Raw genomic sequence first — 21,179 nt, forward strand, 5'->3', positions numbered from 1 at the left:
GGTGACGAACACCGCGGGGAACTCCAGCCCCTTGGCGGTGTGCAACGTCATCATGGTCACCACACCGGCACCGTGTTCGGGTAGCTCGTCGGCGCCGGCCCCCAGCCGGGCCGCACAGGTCCGCAGACCGGTGAACCGGGCCAGCAGCTCGGCGGTCCGCGCGGCGTCGGACCGGGCCGAAAACGGGCCGAGCGCGGTGCGGCCCCGGGGATCTCGCACGACGGAGAACCGCGGGAACGCCTCATCGGTGAGCGCGACCCACCACCACCGCCGCGGAGCCTTGGAACGCCGGTTGTACGGCGGTGCGTGGGCGGCCAGGAGCCGCAGCTCCCGCACGCCCGCCTCCAGGTCGTTGGCGCACTCGACGTGGTCGACCGCGCACGCCAACGACGCCATCTCCTTCATCCGGGTCCGGGGATCGGCCCCGGTGAAGTACTGGCGCACCCGGCGCCGCAGATCCACCGCGGTGCCCACGTAGAGCACCTCGCCGGACGGCCCGCGAAACAGGTAGACCCCCGGCCGGTTCGGCAGCCGGTCGGCCAGCGACCGGTTGCGCCGCTGGGCCGGCGTGGTGTCGGGGAGATAGGACTTCAGGTCGGCGTAGGTGTGCACGCCCTGGTTGCCGACCCGCGCGATGAGCCCGTGCAGCACGTCGACGGTGGCCCTGGCATCGTCGAGGGCCCGGTGGGTCGGCGTGGTCGAGGCGCCGAACAGCCGCGCCAGCGCGGCCAACCGGACGCTGGGCGCCTCGTCGCGGGTGAGGACCCGGCGGGCCAGCCGGACCGTGCACAGCACCGGGGGCCGCGGCCACGGCAGCTGGGCCCGCTCCGCGGCCGCCCGCAGGAAGCCGACGTCGAATCCGGCGTTGTGCGCCACCAGGACCGCGCCGTGGGCGAACTCCAGAAACGCGGGCAGCACCGATTCGATCCGCGGTGCGTCGCGGACCATGGCCGAGGTGATCCCGGTCAGCTCGACGATCTGGGGCGGGATGGCGCGGCCCGGGTCGACCAGGGTGGCCAGCTCGCCGAGCACCTCGCCGCCCCGGACCTTGACCGCACCGATCTCGGTGATCGAGTCGTGGTCGCCGTCCGGCGCCGACCTGGCCCGCCCGCCGGTGGTCTCGAGGTCCACCACCACGAATGTGGTGTCGGCCAGCGAGATCGGGTTCGATCCCGGCCCTTCCAGACCTCGCGTGTCGATGTCCAGCGCGAGCTGCTCGGTGTCGGGGGTGCGGCGCCGGCCCATGGATCTGACCGTAGGCAGCGGCACCGACAGCCCTGGGCCGCCACGCCCGGGTTTGTCGGGCCGTCGCTCCAATCCGCTGCGCTACTTGTCGGGCCCGTCGCTCCAATCCGCTGCGCTACTTGTCGGGGCCCGGCGATACCGTGCGCCTGACACCGATCGAGAGGACGGTCAGATCAGATATGAGCGGAATGCGAGAGGGCCGGCCGGGCCGGCAGTTTCACGGTCCGGACGGGCACGAGCGGGACCCGGGTCCCGACCCGGGCTCGGTGACCATCGACTGTGACGACTGCGCGGTGCGCGGGCCCGGTTGTCCGGACTGCGTCGTGAGCGTGCTGCTCGGGGTGCCCGAAAAATTGCTGGATGATGAGCGCCGGGCCCTCGAAGTGCTCGCTGACGTGGGGTTGGCGCCGCGGCTGCGGCTGGTGCCGATTCACCGGGGCGGGGCATCGGGGGTGGCCTGACGACACGCATCGCCCCGCGCATAGGAAATATGCCCGCCGGCCTGTTAAATTTGCATCTCCTGTTGGACAAGCCCGATGCCGTTTCGTAACCTATTCGAGACCAAATAGCAGCTCGAGGCGGCTCGCTTAACGCCAGTTGTGAGGACAAAAACTTGAGGCACGACCGCGCGCACCGGCCCACAAGTCGTGTCAAGCGACCCGTTGCAGGTGCAATCGCGGGCTTGACTTTGATGTCGGGTTATCTGGCCGGCAGTGTGCAGGCCGATCCTGCCGAAGATGCCATGGCAAAGCTCAATGAGTTGTCGCGGCAGGCCGAGCAGACCACCGAGGCGATGCACTCGGCGCAGCTGGACCTGAACAAGAAGCTGGCCGCCCAGGAGAGTGCGGAGAAGCAGCACACCCAGGATCTGGCGGCGTCCGATACCGCCAAGTCCCAGCTGGCAACCTTCCAGACGTCGGTGAACAAGGTTGCCGCAGCGCAATATATGGGCGGTCGCACCTCGGGTATGGACGCGATCCTGACCGCCGGGTCGCCGCAGCAGCTGATCGAGCAGCTCGCCGTGCAGCGGGTCATGGCCACCGAGATGTCGGCCCAGATGCAGAACTTCCGTTCGGTGGGTCAAAAGGCCGCGGCCGCCGAGCGGGCCTCGGCGAAATCCGCCGCCGACGCCAAGACCGCGGCGGAGCAGGCCGCTGCTGTACGTGCAGACCTGCAATCCAAGCAAAGCCGGCTGCAGGTCCAGATCGCGGTCGTCAAATCGCAGTACCAGGCACTGACGCCGGCCCAGCGGGACGCGATGGCGGCAGCCCCACCGGCACCGGCCGCCCCACCTGCACCGGCTCCGGGTGCGTTGCCACCGGCCAACGATCCCGGCGTGCTCGCGGCCCCGCCCAGCGGCATCCCCCCGGGCGACGTCGCCCCGCCGGAGGCCGCGCTGCCGGGCGGCGGCGGCAGCGCCGCCTCGGGCACCGTGATCCAGGCCGCGCTGAGCCGGATCGGCTCGCCGTATTCCTGGGGCGGGTCCGGTCCGAGCACCTTCGACTGCTCGGGTCTGGTGATGTGGTCGTTCCAGCACGCCGGCATCTCGCTCCCGCACTCCAGCCAGGCCATGGCCCGCGGCGGTCAGTCGGTCTCCGAGGATCAGATGCAGCCCGGTGACGTGGTGACCTACTACTCGGATGCCTCCCACGTCGGTATCTACATCGGCGACGGGATGATGGTGCACGCGTCGACCTACGGCACCCCGGTACGGGTCGCCCCGGTCCACAATGCGCCGATCTACAACGTCCGCCGGTACTGAGCCCGGCACCGCGAGCGTTTCCCGGCGGCTGATTCTGGCTGCCGTCCTCCTGGCCGAACTCGGCGTCGGGGCGGCGGTACTCGTCCAGTCTCCCCGTCCGGCCCCGGACACCGTTCCCGGTGCGGCCCCGACGACCGCCGCCGCACCACCAACCTCCGGCACGGCCGCCGATCCGGTCACCCGGCGCACGCTGCCCGACGGGCGCACCGCCCAACTCATCGCGCTGGGCCCCGACCGGACCCTGCTGGACCGGCTGGGCGACGAGCTGCCCGGCGCCGCTGCCGCCGTCACGGAATTCTGGGGACCGGACTGGCCGCGGGACATCGTCATCGTGGCGGCCGCCTCCGACGACCAGTTCCGGGTGCTGGCCGGCGGTGGCGGTGACATCGCCGCGACCACCACCGCCGAGCGGATCACGTTCGCCCCCGGTGCGGTCCGGATGAGCCCGGCCGCCCTGCGAATCGTGTTGCGCCACGAGCTGTTCCATTACGCGGCCAGATCGGCGACCGCAGCCGACGCCCCGCGTTGGCTCACCGAGGGAGTGGCCGACTACGTGGGTCGGGGGCCCGCCGCCCGGCCCGGCCCGCAGCGGTCCGCACCGCCGGCCCGGTTGCCCACCGACGCCGATCTCGACACGCCCGGGCAGGTCCGGTCGCTGGCCTACGACCGGGCCTGGTGGTTCAGTCGGTACGTGGCCGACCGTTACGGTGCCGGCACCCTGCGTGCGCTGTATCTGCGGGCGTGCGGGCCCGGCCATCCCGATGTGGCGGGGGCGGTGCGCGACGTGCTGGGTTCGGACCTGGACAGGGTGGTCGCCGACTGGCGGCGGTGGCTGGCCGGATAGCCTGGCGCCGATGGACACAAGGATGGCGCGATGACCCGGGTTCTGTTGGTCACCAATGACTTTCCGCCGCGCCGGGGCGGTATCCAGTCCTATCTGGAGGCATTTGTCGGTGAGCTGATGCACGCCGGTTCGCACGAGCTGACGGTGTACGCGCCGAAATGGAAGGGTGCACCCGAGTACGACGACCAGGCCGAGCGGGCCGGGTACCGGGTGGTGCGCCACCCGACCACACTGATGCTTCCCGAGCCGACCGTCGTGGCGCGGATGCGCGGGCTCGTCGAGCAGCACCGGATCGAAACGGTGTGGTTCGGGGCCGCGGCGCCGCTGGCCCTGCTGGGGCCGCAGGCCCGCCGGGCCGGTGCCCGCCGGGTGGTGGCCAGCACCCACGGCCACGAGGTGGGGTGGTCGATGCTGCCGGTCGCGTGCAGCGCCCTGCGCCGCATCGGCGCCGACGCCGACGTCGTCACCTTCATCAGCCGCTACACCAGGGGCCGGTTCGCCTCGGCGTTCGGCCCCGATGCCGCGCTCGAGCATCTGCCGCCCGGCGTCGACATCGAGCGGTTCGCGCCCGATCCGGCGGCCCGGGAACGACTGCGCGACCGCTACCGGCTGGCGGGCCGGCCCGTGGTGGTGTGCCTTTCCCGGCTGGTGCCGCGTAAGGGCCAGGACATGCTGATCCGGGCCCTGCCCGCGATCCGGCGCCGGGTCCCGGGCGCCGCGCTCGTCATCGTCGGCGGCGGACCCTACCGCCAGACCCTGCAGAGCCTGGCCGAGCGCGGCGGGGTGGCCGGGGACGTGGTCTTCACCGGCGCGGTGCCCGCCGCCGAACTACCGGCCCACCATGCGATGGCCGACGTGTTCGCCATGCCGTGCCGGACCAGGGGCGCCGGACTGGACGTCGAGGGCCTCGGCATCGTGTACCTGGAGGCCTCGGCCTGCGGGGTGCCGGTGGTGGCGGGCACCTCGGGCGGCGCGCCGGAAACGGTGCTCGACGGTGAGACCGGAACGATCGTCGACGGTACCGATGTCGCGGCCGTCGCGTCGGCCGTATCCGATCTGCTGGCCGACCCGGGCCGCGCGGCCGCCATGGGGGTTGCGGGCAGGCACTGGGTGACCGACAACTGGCAGTGGCGGGCGAAAGGAGCCCGCCTGGCCGAGCTGTTGAGCGGCCGGTAGGTCAGCCGTAGAGCGCGGCGATATCGGTGGCGAACTTCTCCGACACCACCTTGCGCTTGACCTTCATCGTCGGGGTGAGCTCGCCGGTGTCCTCGGTGAAATCGACCGGCAGAACCCGGAACTTGCGGATCGACTCGGCATGCGACACCGCCTGATTGGCGTCCTTGACGGCCAGGTCGATCTCGGCGGTGAGGTCGGGATCGTCGGCCAGATCGCCCACCGAGGCGTTCGGGTCCTTGCCGGTCCGCGACTTCCACGGACCGAACGCCTCCGGGTCGATCGTGATCAGCGCGGCGATGAACGGTTGCTTGTCGCCCACGCACATGGCCTGGCTGATCAGCGGGTGGGCCCGCAGCCGGTCCTCGAGCAGCGCGGGGGCGACGTTCTTGCCGCCCGCGGTGACGATGATCTCCTTCTTGCGCCCGACGATGGTCAGGAAGCCGTCGTCGACGGCCCCGAGATCGCCGGTGTGGAACCAGCCGTCGGTGAAGACCGCGTTGGTCTCCTCCTCGTTGTTCCAGTAGCCGCTGAACACCACGCCGCCCTTGACCAGCAGCTCGCCGTCGTCGGCGATGCGCATGCTGTTTCCTGGCACCAGCTTTCCGACCGAGCCGACCTTGAGCTCGCCGACCCGGTTGACCGTGATCGCGGCGCTGGTCTCGGTCAGCCCGTAGCCCTCGTAGATGGACAGCCCCGCCCCACGGTAGAAGTGTCCGAGCCGCGCGCCCAGCGGCGCCCCGCCGGAGATGGCGGCGCGGCATTCGCCGCCGAGCGCGGCCCGCAGCTTGCCGTAGACCAGCCGGTCGAACACCGCGTGCTTGAGCTTGAGCAGAACCGACGGCCCGTTACGGTCCTGCGCCTGGCTGTAGGCGATCGCGGTGTCGGCGGCGATCTGGAAGATCCGGCCCTTGCCGTCATTGCGGGCGTTCTGCTCGGCGGTGTTGTACACCTTCTCGAACACCCGGGGCACCGAGACCACCAGGGTCGGTTTGAACACCCCGAAGATCGGAACCAGATTCTTGATGTCACTGGTGAACCCGAGGGTCACCTTGTTGGTGAAGGCCGCCAGGGTGATCGCCCGGGCCAGCACATGGGCCAGCGGCAGGAACACCAGCATCCGCTCGCCCTTGGTCAGGTGGTCGGGGAAACATTCGGTGGCCCCGCGGGTCTCGAACAGCAGATTCGAATGGGTCAGCTGGCATCCCTTGGGTTGCCCGGTGGTGCCCGAGGTGTAGATCAGCGTGGCCGGATCCGCCGACCGGATGCCGGCCAGGCGGCTGTCCAACTCGCCGGGGTCGACCGAACCGCCCGCAGCGGCCAGCGCATCCAGGGCCGGGGTCTCGGCGCCGTCGATGCGCAGCACCTTGCGCAGCGCGGGCAGACCGCCGCCGAGTTGCTCGATGGTGTCGGCGTGCGCATCGGTCTCGGCGAACACGGCCACCGCCGCGGAGTTCTCCAGCACGAACCGCACCTGTTCGGCCGACGAGGTCTCATAGATCGGCACGGTCACCGCGCCGACCGACAGGATCGCGAAGTCGAGGATCGGCCATTCGTACCGGGTGGCCGACAGGATCGCCACCCGGTCGCCGGGCTGGACGCCCTCGGCGATCAAACCCAATGCCGCCGACCGGACTTGACCCGCCGCCTCGGCGCTGGTCACGTCGGTCCAGGAACCGTCGACGAGACGGCGGAAGATCACGTGGTCGGGATCGTCGGCGGCATGCGCGTAGACGGAGCCGACCAGGTTGTCGTGCTCGCCGACGGTGAATGACGCGGGAACGCTGTACTCACGCACGGTCCGATCCTCCAGGCTGGTAGCGACTCTGGCGGTCAGCCTAGTCGGCCCCGGTCCGGCGGTGAGTGTGCATGTGTGATGCTGGTCGGCGATGAACAGTATTCAGATCGCCGACGAAACCTTCGTGGCCGCCGATCCGGACGCGGTGGGCAGGGCGGTCGCCGATCCCGCAGGCTGGCAACGGTGGTGGCCCGACCTTCGCCTCGCCGTCGTCGAGGACCGCGGCGCCAAGGGCCAGCGGTGGACCGTGACGGGTGCCCTGACCGGGACCATGGAGGTCTGGCTGGAGGAGAAGCTGGACGGCGTGATCCTGCACTACTTCCTGCATGCCGAACCGGCGGGGGCGGCGGCCTGGCAGCTGGCCAAGATGGACCTGGCCAAGATGAATCACCGCAGGCGGGTGGCGGGTAAGACGATGGCCTTCGAGATCAAACAACGGCTGGAGGCGTCGCGCCCGGTCGGGGTTTCCCGGTCGGTCTGACCCTGGCGTTCAGGGGGGTCCCGACCCGTCGGGAAGGGTAGATTCTCAGGAAAAGGCCCTTGGAGGGGTCCCAGACCTCCGCGCGGCGGGGGAGAAGGGCGTGCAGGTGGCGGACAAGACTGCGCAGACCATCCACATCGATGCCGATCCGGCGACGGTGATGGACGTCATCGCCGACATCGGTTCGTATCCGGAGTGGGTCGCCGAATACCAGGAGACCGAGGTCCTCGATCTCGACGAAGAGGGCTATCCGAAGACGGCACGGCTGGTGCTGGACGCCGCGGTGCTCAAGGACACCATGGTGCTGGCCTACGCGTGGCCGCCCGACCACAGATCGGTGACGTGGTCGCTGGTGTCGAGTTCGCTTCTGCGGGCGCTGGAGGGCGCATATCGCCTGACGCCCAAGGGATCCGGCACCGACGTCACCTATGAGCTGTCGGTCGATCTGATCATCCCGATGATCGGGCTGTTGAAGCGCAAGGCCGAACGCCGGCTCACCGACACGGCGCTGAAGGATCTCAAGAAACGAGTAGAGGCTGAGTGAGCGCCCGCCACCCGCCCGGTGAGCACCCGCCACCCAGCCGGATCAGCTTGTTCGTCGGCAAGGGCGGGGTAGGCAAGTCGACATTGGCGACGGCGACCGCGGTGCGCGACGCGCGGTCGGGTCTGCGGGTGCTCATCGTGTCGACCGATCAGGCGCATTCGACGGGTGACGTGCTTGGCTTGCAGCTGCCGCCGACCGGTGAGCCAACGCCGACCCGGGTGTTCACCGATCTGGAGATCGACTCGGCCGAGACGGGCGGCTTCCTCGACGCGCTCGCCCTGGACACGCTCGCGGTGCTCGGATCGCGGTGGGCCGCGGTGGCCGCGACGCTCTCGGCGCGTTTTCCCGAGTCTGATCTGGGTGACGTTGCCCCGGAAGAACTTTCGGCCCTGCCCGGCATCCAGGAGGTGCTCGGCCTGCATGAGGTCGGCCGGCTGGCCGACTGTGGGCGGTGGGATCACGTCGTGGTGGACTGCGCGTCCACCGCCGACGCCCTGCGCATGCTCACCCTGCCCGACACCTTCGGCCTCTACCTGGAGCGGGCCTGGCCGCGGCACCGCAGACTCTCGGGCGGTCGCGGCGCCGACGCCGCGGACACCGCGATCGTGGCGCTGCTCGAGCAGATCGACGCCGGGATCCGCGGACTGGGCTCGCTGCTCACCGACGGGTCGCGGGTCGGCGCGCACCTGGTGTTGACCGCCGAGCGGGTGGTGGCGGCCGAGGCGGCCAGGACGCTGGGATCGTTGGCGCTGATGGGCGTCTCGGTGACCGAGCTGATGGTCAATCAGATTCTGGTGCAGGACGATTCGTTCGAATACAGCAACTTGCCCGCGCACCCCGCATTCGACTGGTACACCGAGCGGATATCCGAGCAGCGGGCCGTGCTCGATGAGCTCGACGCCGCGATCGGCGACATCGGGCTGGTGCTGGTGCCCCACCTGGCCGGTGAGCCGATCGGTCCCAAGGCGCTCGGCGAGCTGCTCGAGCAGGCCCGCAGACGCGACGGATCACCCCCGCCGGGCCCGTTGCGCCCCGTCGTCGACCGCGAATCGGGGTCTGGCCTGGATGCGGTCTACCGGCTCCGGTTAGAGTTGCCGCAGGTCGATCCGGCCGGTCTGACACTGGGCCGGGTCGAGGACGAGCTGATCATCGGTGTCGGGGGGATGCGGCGTCGGGTGCGGTTGGCGTCCGTGCTGCGGCGCTGCATCGTCACCGACGCACAGTTGCGGGGTAGTGAATTGACGGTCCGATTTCGACCGAACCCGGAGGTGTGGCCGGCATGAGTGGGTCGCATTCCGATCTGGGTCCCGAGCTGAGGGCGCTGGCCCAGAGCATCCTCGACCGTCTCGATCCCGCGGTACGGATGGCGGCCGCGAGGGCCGCCGCGGGTGCGGCGTCGGGTCCGGGAAAATGCCAGCAGGTGTGGTGCCCGGTGTGCGCACTGGCCGCCGTGGTCAACGGTGAACAGCACCCATTGCTGGACGTGATCGCCGAGCACAGCACCGCGCTGCTGACGGTGATCCGTGCCGTGCTGGACGATGCCGAAGGGGCGGGCGCCCCGCAGGGCCCCGACGACGGCCCGGGCTCCCCGCCGCCGGATGATTCGCCGCCGCCGGGCCCCGGCCGTTACCAGCACATCCCCGTGACCGTCGAGGAGTGAGCGCGGCCGTCGGCCGGCGTTGCTGTGGTCGCCGTGACACCGCCTGGGTACAGTTTGTGCCAGAGCATCGTCCGGTGTGCGCAAGGTGGAGGGTCCATGTGGTACTGGCTTTTCAAGTTCATCTTTATGGGACCCGTGCTGTCCATGCTTGGGCGGCCGAAAGTCAGTGGGCTGGAGCATATTCCGTCAACCGGCCCGGCGATCCTGGCCAGTAACCACCTGGCCGTCGCGGACAGCTTCTACAAGCCGCTGGTGGTCAGCCGCCGGATCACCTTCCTGGCCAAGGCCGAGTACTTCACCGGCACCGGGATCAAGGGAGCGTTCCAGCGCTGGTTCTACACCGTCGCCGGCCAGGTGCCGATCGACCGCACCGACGCCGATTCGGCCCAGAGCGCGCTGACCACGGCGGAGCGGATTCTCGGCGAGGGCAAGTTGCTCGGGATGTACCCGGAGGGCACCCGGTCACCGGACGGCCGGCTCTACAAGGGCAAGACCGGGCTGGCCCGGCTGGCGCTGCAGACCGGTGTGCCGGTCATTCCGGTCGCGATGATCGGAACCGACTCGGTGAATCCGCCCGGCAGCAAGATGTGGCGGTTCGGCCGGGTCGAGGTCAAGTTCGGCAAGCCGATGGATTTCACCCGGTTCGAGGGCCTGGCCGGCAACCGGTTCATCGAGCGCGCCGTCATCGACGAGGTGATGTACGAGTTGATGGGCCTTTCCGGACAGGAGTACGTCGACCTCTACGCCGCCGACGTCAAGGAGAACGCCGAGAAGGCGGCCGCCGCGGCCAAGCCCGCGGCCCGGATGCCCGAGGCGGCCGCGGGCTAGCCGCAGCGCTAGTTCACGACCAGGGTGTCGGCCGCGGCCCTGGCCCGGATGCGGGTCCGCGCCGTCGACGCCGTGCCTGCCATGACGATCACCGCGAGCGCCCACCACACGTAGGACCCGCCGGCCAACTGGCGCCACAGCGACGCCGTGGTCTCGCGGTGCTCGGGCATCAGCGTGATGGGGGTCCAGATCATCAGCGCGAGACCGGCCGCGGTCAGCACGGCGGGCAGCGGGGCGCGCCGACGGTAGGCCAGGACGGCGGTCACCAGCAGCGTCGGCAGCGTCCACACCCAGTGGTGTGACCACGACACCGGCGAGACCACCAGGCCGAACATCGCCACGCAGATCAGTGCGATCACCACCGACTCGTCACCGGAGGCATCGGTGGCGCCGCGCAGCGCCCGGCGGGCCGCCCACACGGTCAGGGCCAGCACCACGAAACAGGCCACCACCCACAGGACGAACCGCGGTCCCTCGCCGATGCCGAGCCGGGCCAGCGCACCCGCGATGTTCTGGTTGGTGTTGAGCGTCGCGGTCCCGATCCGGTCGGTGTTGCGCACGGTCTCGGTCCAGTACTCCATCGAGTCCCTGAACGCCAGCACGAAGCCCGCCAGGGTCGCCACCACCGCCGCGGCCGCGGTGCGCAGCAGTGAATGCACGTCCCGGCGCAGCAGAAAGTACAGCAGGAACACCGCGGGGGTGAGTTTGAGCGCGATCGCCAGGCCCAGCAGCATGCCGCGGGGCCACGGGGTGTGGCGCGGTACGCAGTCGGCGATCACCAGGGTCATCAGCACCACGTTGATCTGGCCGAACTCGAAGTTGGACCGGATCGGCTCCAGATAGATCACCGCGGGCGCCACCACGGCCGCGGCCAGCCAGCAGCGGCGCAGCCAGGCCGGTTCGGAGGTGACGGTGGTGTGCGGCCAGACATCGAGCCGGGTGAGCACGATGACGGTGGACACGATGAGCAGCACCAGCGTGGTCACGGTGATCGCACTGCTCGCCACGGGCAGCGACACCAGGGCGAACGGGGCGAACACGATGGCGGCCAGCGGGGGATAGGTGAACGGCAGGTCCAGGCCGCCTTTGGTGTGGAAGATGGCGCCGTCGGCGTACAGCGGCCGCCCGTCCAGCCAGGCCTGACCGCCCATCCGGTAGACGTCGATGTCGATGCGATAGGGCACCCGGCCGAGCAACCGCCAACCCACCCAGACCAGGGCCGCCAATGTCAGCAGTTGGAAAACCCGCCACGCGATGGTTGGTACCCAACCAGCCCCGCCGGGCCACCGCCGCTTTCTCATGTCGGGAACAGAATATCGGTGGCAACCGTCAGCGACCGCAACCACGGCCCCGACGCGCGCAGGTCGGCGTAAGTTTTCTCATCGTGCACGCGACCGTCCAGCTCGATTTCCTCTCTCGTGATCGGCTGCCGTTGCTGTGTTGCCTGGTGGCGTTCATCCTCACGTTCTTCGTCACCCGCACCGTGGTGCGCTACATCCGCAGCCACGCCGACGGCGATGAGCCGCCCAAATGGTGGCAGCCGCGCAACCTCGGCCACGGCGGCACGCATATTCACCATGTGGTGATCGGCGTGGTGCTGGTGATGATCTCCGGGGTCACCATGGTGACGCTCGCGGTGAGCGGCGGTGTGGCCGAATTCACCGTGGCGGCGGTCTTCTTCGGGATCGGGGCCGCACTGGTGCTCGACGAGTTCGCACTGATCCTGCACCTGTCCGATGTGTACTGGGCCGAGGACGGACGCACCTCGGTGGATGCGGTGTTCGCCGCGGTGGCCGTGGCCGGGCTGCTGATCCTGGGTTTCAACCCGCTGTCATTCTTTGATATCGGTATCTGGCGTGAGGATCACACGCTGCCGGTCCGGGCAACGGTGATCGTGATCGCGGTGCTGACCCTGCTGCTGGCCGTGGTGGTGCTGCTCAAGGGCAAGGTGTGGACGGGATTGGTGGGCATGTTCATAACTCCGCTGCTGTTCGTCGGCGCGATCCGGCTGTCGCGACCCCATGCGCCGTGGGCGCGCTGGCGCTACACCAGCAGGCCCCGCAAGATGCACCGGGCGCTGGAGCGGGAACGATGGCTGCGCAGGCCCGTCGTGCAGGCCAAGCTGTGGCTGCAGGACGCCATCACCGGGATGCCGAGGTTCCCCGACGACGCCGCCGTCGATCAGCAACTCGACCGCGAGATCCATGCCGCCCCGGCCCCGACGGCCGGACGGAGCGCCTGATGCGGTACTTCTACGACACCGAGTTCATCGACGACGGACACACCATCGACCTGATCTCGATCGGCGTGGCGGCCGAGGACGGCCGCGAGTACTACGCGATCTCGACGGAGTTCAATCCGGACCGGGCCGGCCGGTGGGTGCGCAAGAACGTGCTGCCGAAACTGCCGTCGCCGTCGTCGCGGCTGTGGCGTTCGCGCCGCCAGATCCGCTCGGAGCTGGAGGATTTCTTCGATATCGACGGCACGAGGGCATCGTCGGCCTCCGGGGGAGAGCCGATCGAGCTGTGGGCCTGGGTGGGCGCCTACGACCATGTGGTGCTGTGCCAGCTGTGGGGCCCGATGACCGATCTGCCGCCGGCGATGCCGCGGTTCACCCGCGAGCTGCGCCAGTTCTGGGAGGAGCGCGGATCCCCGCGGATGCCACCGCGCCCGCGCGACTCGCACGACGCCCTCGTCGATGCCAGGCACAATCTGCACCGCTTCCAGTGGATGACCGGGTCACCGCTGCGGGACGCACCGCCGGGGGACGCCGCACAGGCCTGAAAAACCGGCGTTCACCGGCGGTTACCATGAACGGGTGAACTGGACCGTGGATGTCCCCATTGACCAGCTGCCCACGCTGCCGCCGCTGACCGATGAACTGCGCCTACGCCTGGACGCGGCGCTGTCCAAACCGGCCGCCCAGCAGCCCAGCTGGGACGCCGACGCCGCCAAGGCCATGCGCACGGTCCTGGAGAGCGTGCCGCCGGTGACGGTGCCGTCCGAGATCGAGAAGCTCAAGGGTCTGCTGGCCGATGTGGCGCAGGGCAAGGCGTTCCTGCTGCAGGGCGGTGACTGTGCCGAGACGTTCGTCGACAACACCGAACCCCACATCCGGGCCAATATCCGCACGCTGCTGCAGATGGCGGTGGTGCTGACCTACGGCGCGAGCCTGCCGGTGGTCAAGGTGGCGAGGATCGCCGGGCAGTACGCCAAGCCGCGTTCGGCGGATCTGGACGCGCTGGGCCTGAGGTCCTACCGCGGCGACATGATCAACGGTTTCGCCCCCGACGCCGCGGCGCGGGCGCACGATCCGTCCCGGCTGGTCCGGGCCTATGCCAACGCGAGCGCCGCGATGAACCTGGTGCGGGCGCTGACCACATCGGGTCTGGCCTCGCTGCACCTGGTGCACGAGTGGAACCGCGAGTTCGTCCGGACCTCGCCCGCGGGTGCCCGCTACGAGGCGCTGGCCGGCGAGATCGACCGCGGGCTGCGGTTCATGTCGGCGTGCGGGGTGGCCGACCGCAACCTGCAGACCGCCGAGATCTTCGCCAGCCACGAAGCGTTGGTGCTCGACTACGAGCGGGCCATGCTGCGGCTGTCCGACCCGGCCACCGACCCCGACGGCGAGGTGCCCAAGCTCTACGACCAGTCGGCGCACTATCTGTGGATCGGCGAGCGCACCCGCCAACTCGACGGTGCGCACATCGCGTTCGCCGAGGTGATCGCCAATCCGATCGGGGTGAAGCTCGGACCGACCACGACGCCGGAACTGGCCGTCGAGTACGTCGAACGGCTCGATCCGCACAACGAGCCGGGCCGGCTGACCCTGGTCACCCGGATGGGTAACAACAAGGTCCGCGATCTGCTGCCGCCGATCATCGAGAAGGTCCAGGCCACCGGGCATCAGGTGATCTGGCAGTGCGACCCGATGCACGGCAACACCCACGAGTCGTCGACCGGTTACAAGACCAGGCACTTCGACCGCATCGTCGACGAGGTTCAGGGCTTCTTCGAGGTGCACAACTCGCTGGGCACCCACCCGGGCGGGATCCACGTCGAGATCACCGGTGAGAACGTCACCGAATGCCTCGGTGGGGCACAGGACATCTCGGATTCCGATCTGGCCGGCCGCTACGAAACGGCCTGCGACCCACGGCTGAACACCCAGCAGAGCCTGGAGTTGGCCTTCCTGGTCGCCGAGATGCTGCGCGACTGACTCAGATCAGGGTGGCGACGTTGCTGCCCAGCGTCCACGCCCCGGCGGCGATCAGGCCGGCCAGGGTGAGCATCCCGATCACCCAGAACAGCAGTGTGCGTTTGGCGCGCTGGCGCGCCCAGTGGAACTCCGACAGCTCGATCCCGGCGAACTGACTTGGCGCACTTGGATATTCGTCCTGTACTCGATCGGGGGCGGGGGCCCAATCGTGGCGCTCGCGGGTGATCTCGCGGGTCGGTTGGCTCGGTGACCGCTCCGGTGGCGGCACATCGGCCGCCGGGCCCGGCGGCTCGGTGGTCGCGGCCGTACCGGTGTCGGGCCGGCTGCGGAACCGGCTCGCGGCCAGGTGCTGGGCGGAGTTGCGCGGCGCGGGAACCCGGAACGCGGGCAGCCCGAGTTCCTCGACGATATCGGCGAGTTCCCGGTTCATCTCGTCGGCGTCGGCGAAGCGGCCGGCGGGATCCCGGTCGGTGGCCCGCCGGATCAGCTCGTCGAACTGCGGTGGTACCCCGGCGATCACCGAACTGGCCGGGGCGACGTCGTTGTCCATCCGCTGATAGGCCACGGCCAGCGCCGAGTCTCCGGTGAACGGCGTGGTCCCGGTGAGCAGTTCGTAGGTGAGGATGCCGGCCGCATAGACGTCGCTGCGGGGGTCCGCGTCACCGGTTTCGACCTGCTCGGGCGACAGATAGGCCACGGTGCCCACCATCACGCTGGTGGAGGTGATCTTGGCGTCGGCGACCGCGCGGACCAGCCCGAAATCGGCGATCTTGACCTCGCCGTCGTCCGAGATCAGCACGTTCTCGGGTTTGACGTCGCGGTGCACCAGCCCGGCGCGGTGGGCCACCCCGAGCCCGCCGAGCACGGGGCGCAGCACCGCGGCGACCGCGTGCGGGGGCATCGGCCCCCGTTCGTCCAACAGCTCCCGCAGGGTTCCGCCCTCGATCAGCTCCATGACCAGGAAGGGGGATGGTCCGCCCGCACCGCCGCCACCCTGGTCGTAGACCGCGACCACGCCGGGGCTCTTGAGCCGGGCCACGGCGCGGGCCTCCCGCTGGAAGCGGGTCAGGAAGTGCGCGTCGCCGGAGTAGCGGGAATCCATCACCTTCAGGGCGACCGGACGGTCGAGGCGCAGATCGAGTCCGCTGTACACCGTCGACATACCGCCCGTCGCGATGAGGGTGTCGACGCGGTATCGCCCGTCCAGCACGGTGCCGACCGACGGATCCGATTGGTGCTCCACCGAACACATGTTACGAGTCCGGCCCGGCGTCATAGAATCGGTGCGGTGAGTAGCATTCCGGCCGCCGATGACGTTCTGGACCCCGCCGAGGCGGTTTACGACCTCCCTGCCGTCGCCGGGTTGCTCGGCATCCCGGTCACCAAGGTGCACCAACAGCTGCGCGACGGGCATCTGATCGCGGTCCGCCGCGACGGTGCGGTGGTGGTGCCCAAGATCTTCTTCGATGAGACCGGGCATGTGGTCAAGACCCTGCCGGGGCTCCTCGTCGTGCTGCACGACGGTGGTTACCGCAACACCGAGATCGTGCGGTGGTTGTTCGCTCGCGACCCGTCGTTGACCATCACCCGCGACGGCGGCACCGAGCACCAGACCAATGTCCGCCCGGTCGACGCGTTGCATTCGCACCAGGCGCGCGAGGTGGTCCGCCGGGCCCAGGCTATGGCGTACTAGGCGCCGGTTCCGGCCCGGGCTCGGGTGCCCGCGACAGCGAATACCAGGCCACCACAGCGCATGCCGTGGTGAGCAGCACATGGGCCCATGAGTACATGCCGTGCGCGCCGTCGGGCTTCCACATCACCATGATCCAGGTGGAGAACCCGGCGATCGCGGCGATCGCCGGGCGGGTCTGGGCCAGCGCCGCGGCGACCGCCAGCGGCCAGCTGTAGTACCAGGGCAGTGCGGCCGGAACGAACAGCACCACGACCATCATGGCCAGCGCGATGCCGGTCAGCGCCTCGCGGTCGGTGTGCCGGAACCGCCACCACAGCAGCGGCAGGGCGATCACGATGACCGCGATGCCGATGATCCTGGCCACTTCGAGCACGGCGTAGAAGTTGACCGGAAACAGCAGGCCGCCAACGGCGTTGATCAGGTTGGCGACCGCGGTGGGCACGCTCAGCCAGTTGATGATCTTCACCGATCCGGCCAACGCGGTCAGCCAGCCGAGCCCGACGCCCGCCAGCAACGTCAACACCGCGAACACCGCGGCGAAGATCAGCACCGAGGCCGCGGTGGCGATCGCGAAGGCACGCACCGGCGCTAGGTCGCGCCGGTCCCGGAGCTGGCGCATCCACACCCAGACCAGGAACGGAAGGGCAAGTCCGGCGGTGGCTTTCACCGCCACCGCCACCGCGATCAGGCTCACGCCCCATACCGGGCGGCGGGCGAAGGTCAGCGCGATCGCGGCCATCATCAGCCCGACCATGAGCATCTCGTTGTGCACGCCGCCCATCAGATGCACGATCACCAGCGGGTTCAGCACGCAGATCCACAGCGCCGCGGCCCCGTTGGCGCCGATGTGGCGGGCCACCCTCGGTGCCGCCCAGATCAGCAGGGCCAGGCCGGGCAGCATGCACAGGCGCAGCAGGAAGGTGCCTGCGACGATGTTGTCGCCGACCAGGATGGTGACGAACTTCGCCACCAGGATGAAGGCCGGGCCGTACGGCGCCGTCGTCGTCGTCCAGATCGGACTCACGTTGTCCAGCAAGGAGTTCGGGTTCTCCACCGGGCCGACCAGGTACGGGTCGAGCCCGTCGCGCAGCAGCGCCCCCTGGGCCAGGTAGGAGTAGGTGTCGCGGCTGAACAGCGGCACGCTCAGCAGCAGCGGGGCCAGCCAGAACCCCGTCGTCACCACCATGGTGTACTCGGTCGCGGTGCGGTCGATCACACGGCGGCCCAGCCACAGCCACGCCATCAGCATCACGGCGAGGCCGGTCCACAGCAGCACCGACGACAACACCAGGCCGTGGCCGAACCGCAGCCAGGACAGGTGCAGGGATTCCAGCAGCGGATCGTGCAGGCGGGTGCTGCCCGCGCCGAGGCCGCCGATGGTCAGCAGTATCGCGCCGACGCACCCGAGCCGGGCCGGGCGGGCCTGCGGTGACACCGTGAACGCGGCCAGGCGGGAGATGTGCCCGGCCGGCCCGGTGGCAGGCTGGGATTCGGTTGGGGTCGTCATGCTCCTATGCCGACCGGTTGGCAGCCAATCGGGCCAGCTCGGCCAGGCCGGTCTTGGCGGCGACGTGCACCGGGGCGGCCGACAGCACGTCGAGGGCGCGCCGGGTGAGCATGTCGATGTGCTCCTCGACCGCCGCCAGCGCGCCGACCGACTCGATGATCCGGCGCAGGTCGCGGACCTGGGGTTCGGACAGCTCGGTGCCGATCGTGGTGCGCAGCAGCTCGGCGGCCGCCGGGTCGGTCTTGTCGGCCAGCTCCAGCGCCTCGGCCAGCAGCACCGTGCGCTTGCCGGACCGCAGATCGTCGCCGGACGGTTTGCCGGTGACCGCGGGGTCGCCGAACACCCCGAGCACATCGTCGCGCAGCTGGAACGCCACCCCGAGATCGTTGCCGATGCCCTGGAAGATCTTCTGCACATCGGGCCGGTCGGCCGCCGCGGCGGCGCCCAGTTGCAGTGGCCGGGTCACCGTGTAGGAGGCCGTCTTGTAGGTGTTGACGTTCATCGCCGAATCGACCGATTCGGCCCCGCTGGACTCGGCGACGATGTCGAGGTACTGCCCGCCGAGCACCTCGGTGCGAATGTGACTCCAGACCCGCTGAACCCGCGGATGGGCGTCGGAGCGGGCCGCGAACGTCGCGACGATATCGTCGGCCCAGGCCAGGGCCAGGTCACCGGCCAGGATCGCCGCAGAGATGCCGAACTGCTCGCCGGAGCCGCGCCAGTTGCGGTCGCGGTGCCGATCGGCGAACAGCCGGTGCACCGTGGGCAGGCCGCGGCGGGTGGCCGAATCGTCGATGACGTCGTCATGCACCAGCGCGCAGGCCTGCAGCAGTTCCAGCGCCGCGAACAGGCGCAGCACATCGGGGCCTGCCGGGGCGTCGGGGGGTTCGGTCACGGCCCGCCAGCCCCAGTACGCGAACGCCGGGCGCACGCGTTTACCGCCGCGCAGGACGAACTCCTCGACGGCCGCGGTGAGCTCGGCGTAGTCGATTCCGATGTATGCGCAGTCATTCCGACGTTCGCGAAGGTACTCACGCAACTCGTCGGTGACGGCGGCGGCCAACTCGGCGGCTGACGGTGCCGCGGTGTCCACGCTCAGCGCCCGCCCCTTTCTGTGTGTGCGGTCTGGCCCCCGAGTCCATCCAGCGTAGAGCGTGCCGCCCGTTGATGTGCCGGCGAGGAGCAGAAGTGGACGTCGGGGCGAATCAGTCGCTCGAACCGACCGGCTCGCCGGGTTTGGCGGAGGTGTCGCGGCTGCTCCAGGCCAGTCCGGCGATGACACCGGCGACCAGAAGGGCGCCGACGATCAGCCAGATGGCCGCGGTGGTGAACGAGCGGGCGCTGGGATCGGTGTAGCGGGCCTGCGCGCTCATCGTGCTCACGATGCCCGGCCGCAGCTTCCACTCCACGATCGAGGAGCTCACCTGGTCGCCGTTGGTCGAGGTCACCTCGCCGGGGAAGGACACGGTCAGCAGCACGTCGGCCTCCGGATCGTTCATCGCGGTGAGGTCGACGCGGCCGTCGAGGATCACCAGATCCCCGGCGCGGCGCAGCGAGATGTCCACGCCCGCGGCGTCGCGGTTCATGCTCGCCAACTGGGGGAGTTCGGCGAAGGTCAGGTCGGAGAAGACGGCCTGCGAGCCGACGAAGTCGTCGCGGCTGTACTCCGAAACCGCCACCTTGGTGGCGAACGGCAGGTTGTTGAGCAGCTGCGGGCCCTTGTCGTCGGCGTCGCGGGGTTTGGCCGCGGCGATGATCTGACCGGAGACCCGGTCGTCGGGCGACACCGTGATGGATGCCCGGACCCGGACACACCCCACCGCCAACGGCAGGATCAACAGCAACATCGCCAGCGCGAGCAGTCGGCGACGGCTGCTGCGGCTGGGGCCTCGGACGCGCACGCTGAGCATCGTGCCAGATCGGCGGGCCCCGGATCGACCCAACGGCGACTACAGCGGGAGGGCGCGCCCCAGAATGGCGAACGGTCGGGGATCGCCGGCGAAGTGGTAGCCACGGATCACATCGGTGAAACCGAGGCGCCGGTACAACCGCCAGGCCCGGTTTGCCTCACCGTTGATCTCCGGGGTCGACAGCAGGACGTGAGATTCGCCACGCCCGGCGAGCAGCCGGCGGGCCAATGCCTCGCCGAGACCGCGACCCTGCGCGCCGGGATCGATGTGCAGTTCGGTGAGTTCGAAGTAGCTGGCCATCAGGTCGGCGATGCGGGCCGGGTCGGCCCCGATCCGGCGCAGGCCGGCGATCACCTGTTGCTGCCACCACTGATCGGGGGCGCCGCAATAGCCGTAGGCGATCCCGACCAGCGCGGCGTCGCGCACATCGTCGCTGTTGGGGGCGGAATCCGAATCCGCCACCTCGATTGCTGCGACGGCCTTCCAGCCGGCACGTCGGGTGTGCTCAAGCCACAGGCCTGCGCGTTGTTGTTCGGTGCCGCGGGGGTAGCGCATCGCCTCGACGTAGACCCGCAGCGCATCGGGGAGCCTGCGTTGCATGTCTTCGGGCGACAGATCGATGAGATAGGTCGCCAATGCCGCCAATGCCGTTGCCTTCCCCGAGCGCTCGGTGTCCGTGGGTGGGTTCCCGGAACTCATTATCTGCGCAATTATCCGGAGGTGAGCCGGTCCATCCCACCCGCACGCGAACGCCTACAATCGAGAGCGAACAAGGTGGTACGGCTCGGATCGACCTCGTATCATTGAGTGTTAGGTGCCCGTGTTAGCGGGCATACCCGGTTTTTGACGACGCGACGGCCTACCCGCCGGCAACTAGGAGGGACGAATGCCACTCTCCGATCATGAGCAGCGCATGCTCGACCAGATCGAGAGCGCGCTCTATGCCGAGGACCCCAAATTCGCTTCCAGCGTCCGGGGTGGGACTCTACGCGCGCCGTCGGCGCGCCGCAGGCTTCAAGGCGCGCTGCTGTTCATCGTGGGCCTGGCGATGCTGGTTGTCGGCGTTGCCGTCAAGGCCACCATGATCGGCGGCTTCCCTGTGCTGTCGGTCATCGGTTTCGTGGTGATGTTCGGCGGTGTCGTGTTTGCGATCACCGGTCCGCGGGTCAACGGACGCGACCGCGCCACCACACCGGGAGACAAGCCACAACCACGGCAGCGCCGTCAGCGGGGTGGCGGGTCGTTCACCAACCGCATGGAGGATCGTTTCCGCCGCCGCTTCGACGAATAGTCGCTCGGACGGTTCCGGGGTAGCCCACGACGGGCTACCCCTTTTTTTGTCCCGGTCCCGGTTCCGGGCGCCCGGTACGACACGCCGGTAACGGCGCCCAGCGCACTGGTTGGGTGCGGTCACCGGGCTCGGGCCGAACCGGACCGCCCCACTTCCCCCACCACGCCCCACCCGTCGTTGGATGGCGCCGACCTGCGGTTTTCGGATCGATGCCGCTCCAGATC

General features: G+C 69.6%; 22 protein-coding genes. 14 read left to right on the forward strand and 8 right to left on the reverse strand.

Going from position 1 to position 21,179, the window contains the following annotated elements; translation table 11 throughout:
• The coding region (locus ACWDTP_RS21630) for a DEDD exonuclease domain-containing protein (protein WP_450023487.1) at positions 1 to 1,245 on the reverse strand (1,245 nt) is incomplete at its 3' end.
• A 188-nt stretch (positions 1,246 to 1,433) separates the two neighbouring features.
• On the opposite strand from ACWDTP_RS21630, the gene ACWDTP_RS21635 reads away from it, so the two are divergent.
• The 4 genes from ACWDTP_RS21635 (at position 1,434) to pimB (ending at position 5,027) form a co-directional block, all read left to right on the forward strand.
• Complete coding sequence (locus ACWDTP_RS21635; protein ID WP_450023539.1) at positions 1,434 to 1,706, forward strand: hypothetical protein; 273 nt, start codon at positions 1,434 to 1,436, stop codon at positions 1,704 to 1,706.
• A gap of 152 nt (positions 1,707 to 1,858) precedes the next feature.
• On the forward strand, positions 1,859 to 3,007 hold the full coding sequence (ripC, locus tag ACWDTP_RS21640; protein WP_450023489.1) for a peptidoglycan hydrolase RipC: 1,149 nt from the start codon (positions 1,859 to 1,861) through the stop codon (positions 3,005 to 3,007).
• Positions 2,976 to 3,851, forward strand: coding sequence for a peptidase (locus tag ACWDTP_RS21645; protein ID WP_450023491.1), 876 nt, complete (start codon positions 2,976 to 2,978; stop codon positions 3,849 to 3,851). Before ripC ends, ACWDTP_RS21645 begins: the two co-directional genes overlap by 32 nt.
• A 30-nt stretch (positions 3,852 to 3,881) precedes the next feature.
• A complete protein-coding gene (gene pimB / locus ACWDTP_RS21650; protein ID WP_450023493.1) occupies positions 3,882 to 5,027 on the forward strand; it encodes a GDP-mannose-dependent alpha-(1-6)-phosphatidylinositol monomannoside mannosyltransferase in 1,146 nt (381 codons plus the stop codon).
• A gap of 1 nt (position 5,028) precedes the next feature.
• Here pimB and ACWDTP_RS21655 read toward each other — a convergent pair whose 3' ends face one another.
• Positions 5,029 to 6,822, reverse strand: coding sequence for an AMP-dependent synthetase/ligase (locus tag ACWDTP_RS21655; RefSeq protein ID WP_450023495.1), 1,794 nt, complete (start codon positions 6,820 to 6,822; stop codon positions 5,029 to 5,031).
• A 91-nt stretch (positions 6,823 to 6,913) separates the two neighbouring features.
• Between ACWDTP_RS21655 and ACWDTP_RS21660 the strand changes: the two genes are divergently transcribed.
• The 5 genes from ACWDTP_RS21660 (at position 6,914) to ACWDTP_RS21680 (ending at position 10,335) form a co-directional block, all read left to right on the forward strand.
• Positions 6,914 to 7,303, forward strand: a complete 390-nt coding sequence (locus ACWDTP_RS21660; protein WP_450023497.1) for a polyketide cyclase / dehydrase and lipid transport — start codon at positions 6,914 to 6,916, stop codon at positions 7,301 to 7,303.
• A 106-nt stretch (positions 7,304 to 7,409) separates the two neighbouring features.
• Positions 7,410 to 7,847, forward strand: a complete 438-nt coding sequence (locus tag ACWDTP_RS21665) for an SRPBCC family protein (RefSeq protein WP_450023499.1) — start codon at positions 7,410 to 7,412, stop codon at positions 7,845 to 7,847.
• Positions 7,844 to 9,130: an ArsA family ATPase gene (locus ACWDTP_RS21670; protein ID WP_450023501.1), complete on the forward strand. Its 1,287-nt coding sequence runs from the start codon at positions 7,844 to 7,846 to the stop codon at positions 9,128 to 9,130. The genes ACWDTP_RS21665 and ACWDTP_RS21670 overlap by 4 nt, the downstream gene beginning before the upstream one ends.
• Entirely contained in the window at positions 9,127 to 9,507 is a 381-nt protein-coding gene (locus ACWDTP_RS21675; RefSeq protein WP_450023503.1) for a hypothetical protein, read from the forward strand. The genes ACWDTP_RS21670 and ACWDTP_RS21675 overlap by 4 nt, the downstream gene beginning before the upstream one ends.
• A 96-nt stretch (positions 9,508 to 9,603) precedes the next feature.
• Positions 9,604 to 10,335, forward strand: a complete 732-nt coding sequence (locus ACWDTP_RS21680) for a lysophospholipid acyltransferase family protein (RefSeq protein ID WP_450023505.1) — start codon at positions 9,604 to 9,606, stop codon at positions 10,333 to 10,335.
• 8 nt (positions 10,336 to 10,343) lie between these two features.
• Here the strand turns inward: ACWDTP_RS21680 and ACWDTP_RS21685 are convergent, their stop codons facing one another.
• A complete protein-coding gene (locus ACWDTP_RS21685; RefSeq protein ID WP_450023507.1) occupies positions 10,344 to 11,636 on the reverse strand; it encodes a glycosyltransferase 87 family protein in 1,293 nt (430 codons plus the stop codon).
• An 83-nt stretch (positions 11,637 to 11,719) separates the two neighbouring features.
• On the opposite strand from ACWDTP_RS21685, the gene ACWDTP_RS21690 reads away from it, so the two are divergent.
• Genes ACWDTP_RS21690 through ACWDTP_RS21700 form a run of 3 tightly spaced genes read left to right on the forward strand, consistent with a single transcriptional unit; the run spans position 11,720 to position 14,554 of the window.
• A complete protein-coding gene (locus ACWDTP_RS21690; RefSeq protein WP_450023509.1) occupies positions 11,720 to 12,577 on the forward strand; it encodes a hypothetical protein in 858 nt (285 codons plus the stop codon).
• The gene (locus tag ACWDTP_RS21695) at positions 12,577 to 13,119 is read left to right on the forward strand and encodes a polyadenylate-specific 3'-exoribonuclease AS (RefSeq protein WP_450023511.1); all 543 of its coding nucleotides are present in this window, start codon (positions 12,577 to 12,579) and stop codon (positions 13,117 to 13,119) included. The genes ACWDTP_RS21690 and ACWDTP_RS21695 overlap by 1 nt, the downstream gene beginning before the upstream one ends.
• 34 nt (positions 13,120 to 13,153) lie before the next feature.
• Positions 13,154 to 14,554 carry a class II 3-deoxy-7-phosphoheptulonate synthase gene (locus ACWDTP_RS21700; protein ID WP_450023513.1) on the forward strand — a complete coding sequence of 467 codons (1,401 nt, stop codon included), beginning with the start codon at positions 13,154 to 13,156 and terminating at the stop codon, positions 14,552 to 14,554.
• A 1-nt stretch (position 14,555) separates the two neighbouring features.
• Here the strand turns inward: ACWDTP_RS21700 and ACWDTP_RS21705 are convergent, their stop codons facing one another.
• A complete protein-coding gene (locus ACWDTP_RS21705; RefSeq protein WP_450023515.1) occupies positions 14,556 to 15,806 on the reverse strand; it encodes a protein kinase domain-containing protein in 1,251 nt (416 codons plus the stop codon).
• A 36-nt stretch (positions 15,807 to 15,842) separates the two neighbouring features.
• Here ACWDTP_RS21705 and ACWDTP_RS21710 point away from each other — a divergent pair, with 36 nt between their 5' ends.
• Complete coding sequence (locus tag ACWDTP_RS21710) at positions 15,843 to 16,247, forward strand: Rv2175c family DNA-binding protein (RefSeq protein ID WP_450023517.1); 405 nt, start codon at positions 15,843 to 15,845, stop codon at positions 16,245 to 16,247.
• Here ACWDTP_RS21710 and ACWDTP_RS21715 read toward each other — a convergent pair.
• The 4 genes from ACWDTP_RS21715 to ACWDTP_RS21730 form a co-directional block, all read right to left on the reverse strand.
• Complete coding sequence (locus tag ACWDTP_RS21715) at positions 16,234 to 17,754, reverse strand: alpha-(1->6)-mannopyranosyltransferase A (RefSeq protein WP_450023519.1); 1,521 nt, start codon at positions 17,752 to 17,754, stop codon at positions 16,234 to 16,236. The genes ACWDTP_RS21710 and ACWDTP_RS21715 overlap by 14 nt on opposite strands.
• Positions 17,755 to 17,758: 4 nt before the next feature.
• Positions 17,759 to 18,847 (reverse strand): bifunctional (2E,6E)-farnesyl/geranyl diphosphate synthase, encoded by a 1,089-nt coding sequence (gene idsA2, locus ACWDTP_RS21720; protein WP_450023521.1) that lies wholly within the window; start codon positions 18,845 to 18,847, stop codon positions 17,759 to 17,761.
• A 112-nt stretch (positions 18,848 to 18,959) separates the two neighbouring features.
• Positions 18,960 to 19,664, reverse strand: a complete 705-nt coding sequence (locus tag ACWDTP_RS21725; protein WP_450023523.1) for an LppM family (lipo)protein — start codon at positions 19,662 to 19,664, stop codon at positions 18,960 to 18,962.
• Between the two features lie 39 nt (positions 19,665 to 19,703).
• On the reverse strand, positions 19,704 to 20,300 hold the full coding sequence (locus ACWDTP_RS21730) for a GNAT family N-acetyltransferase (RefSeq protein ID WP_450023540.1): 597 nt from the start codon (positions 20,298 to 20,300) through the stop codon (positions 19,704 to 19,706).
• A 250-nt stretch (positions 20,301 to 20,550) separates the two neighbouring features.
• Between ACWDTP_RS21730 and ACWDTP_RS21735 the strand changes: the two genes are divergently transcribed.
• A complete protein-coding gene (locus ACWDTP_RS21735) occupies positions 20,551 to 20,955 on the forward strand; it encodes a DUF3040 domain-containing protein (RefSeq protein ID WP_450023525.1) in 405 nt (134 codons plus the stop codon).
• The last annotated feature ends 224 nt before the right edge of the window (positions 20,956 to 21,179 follow it).

It is taken from the genome of Mycobacterium sp. NPDC003449 (assembly GCF_053588415.1).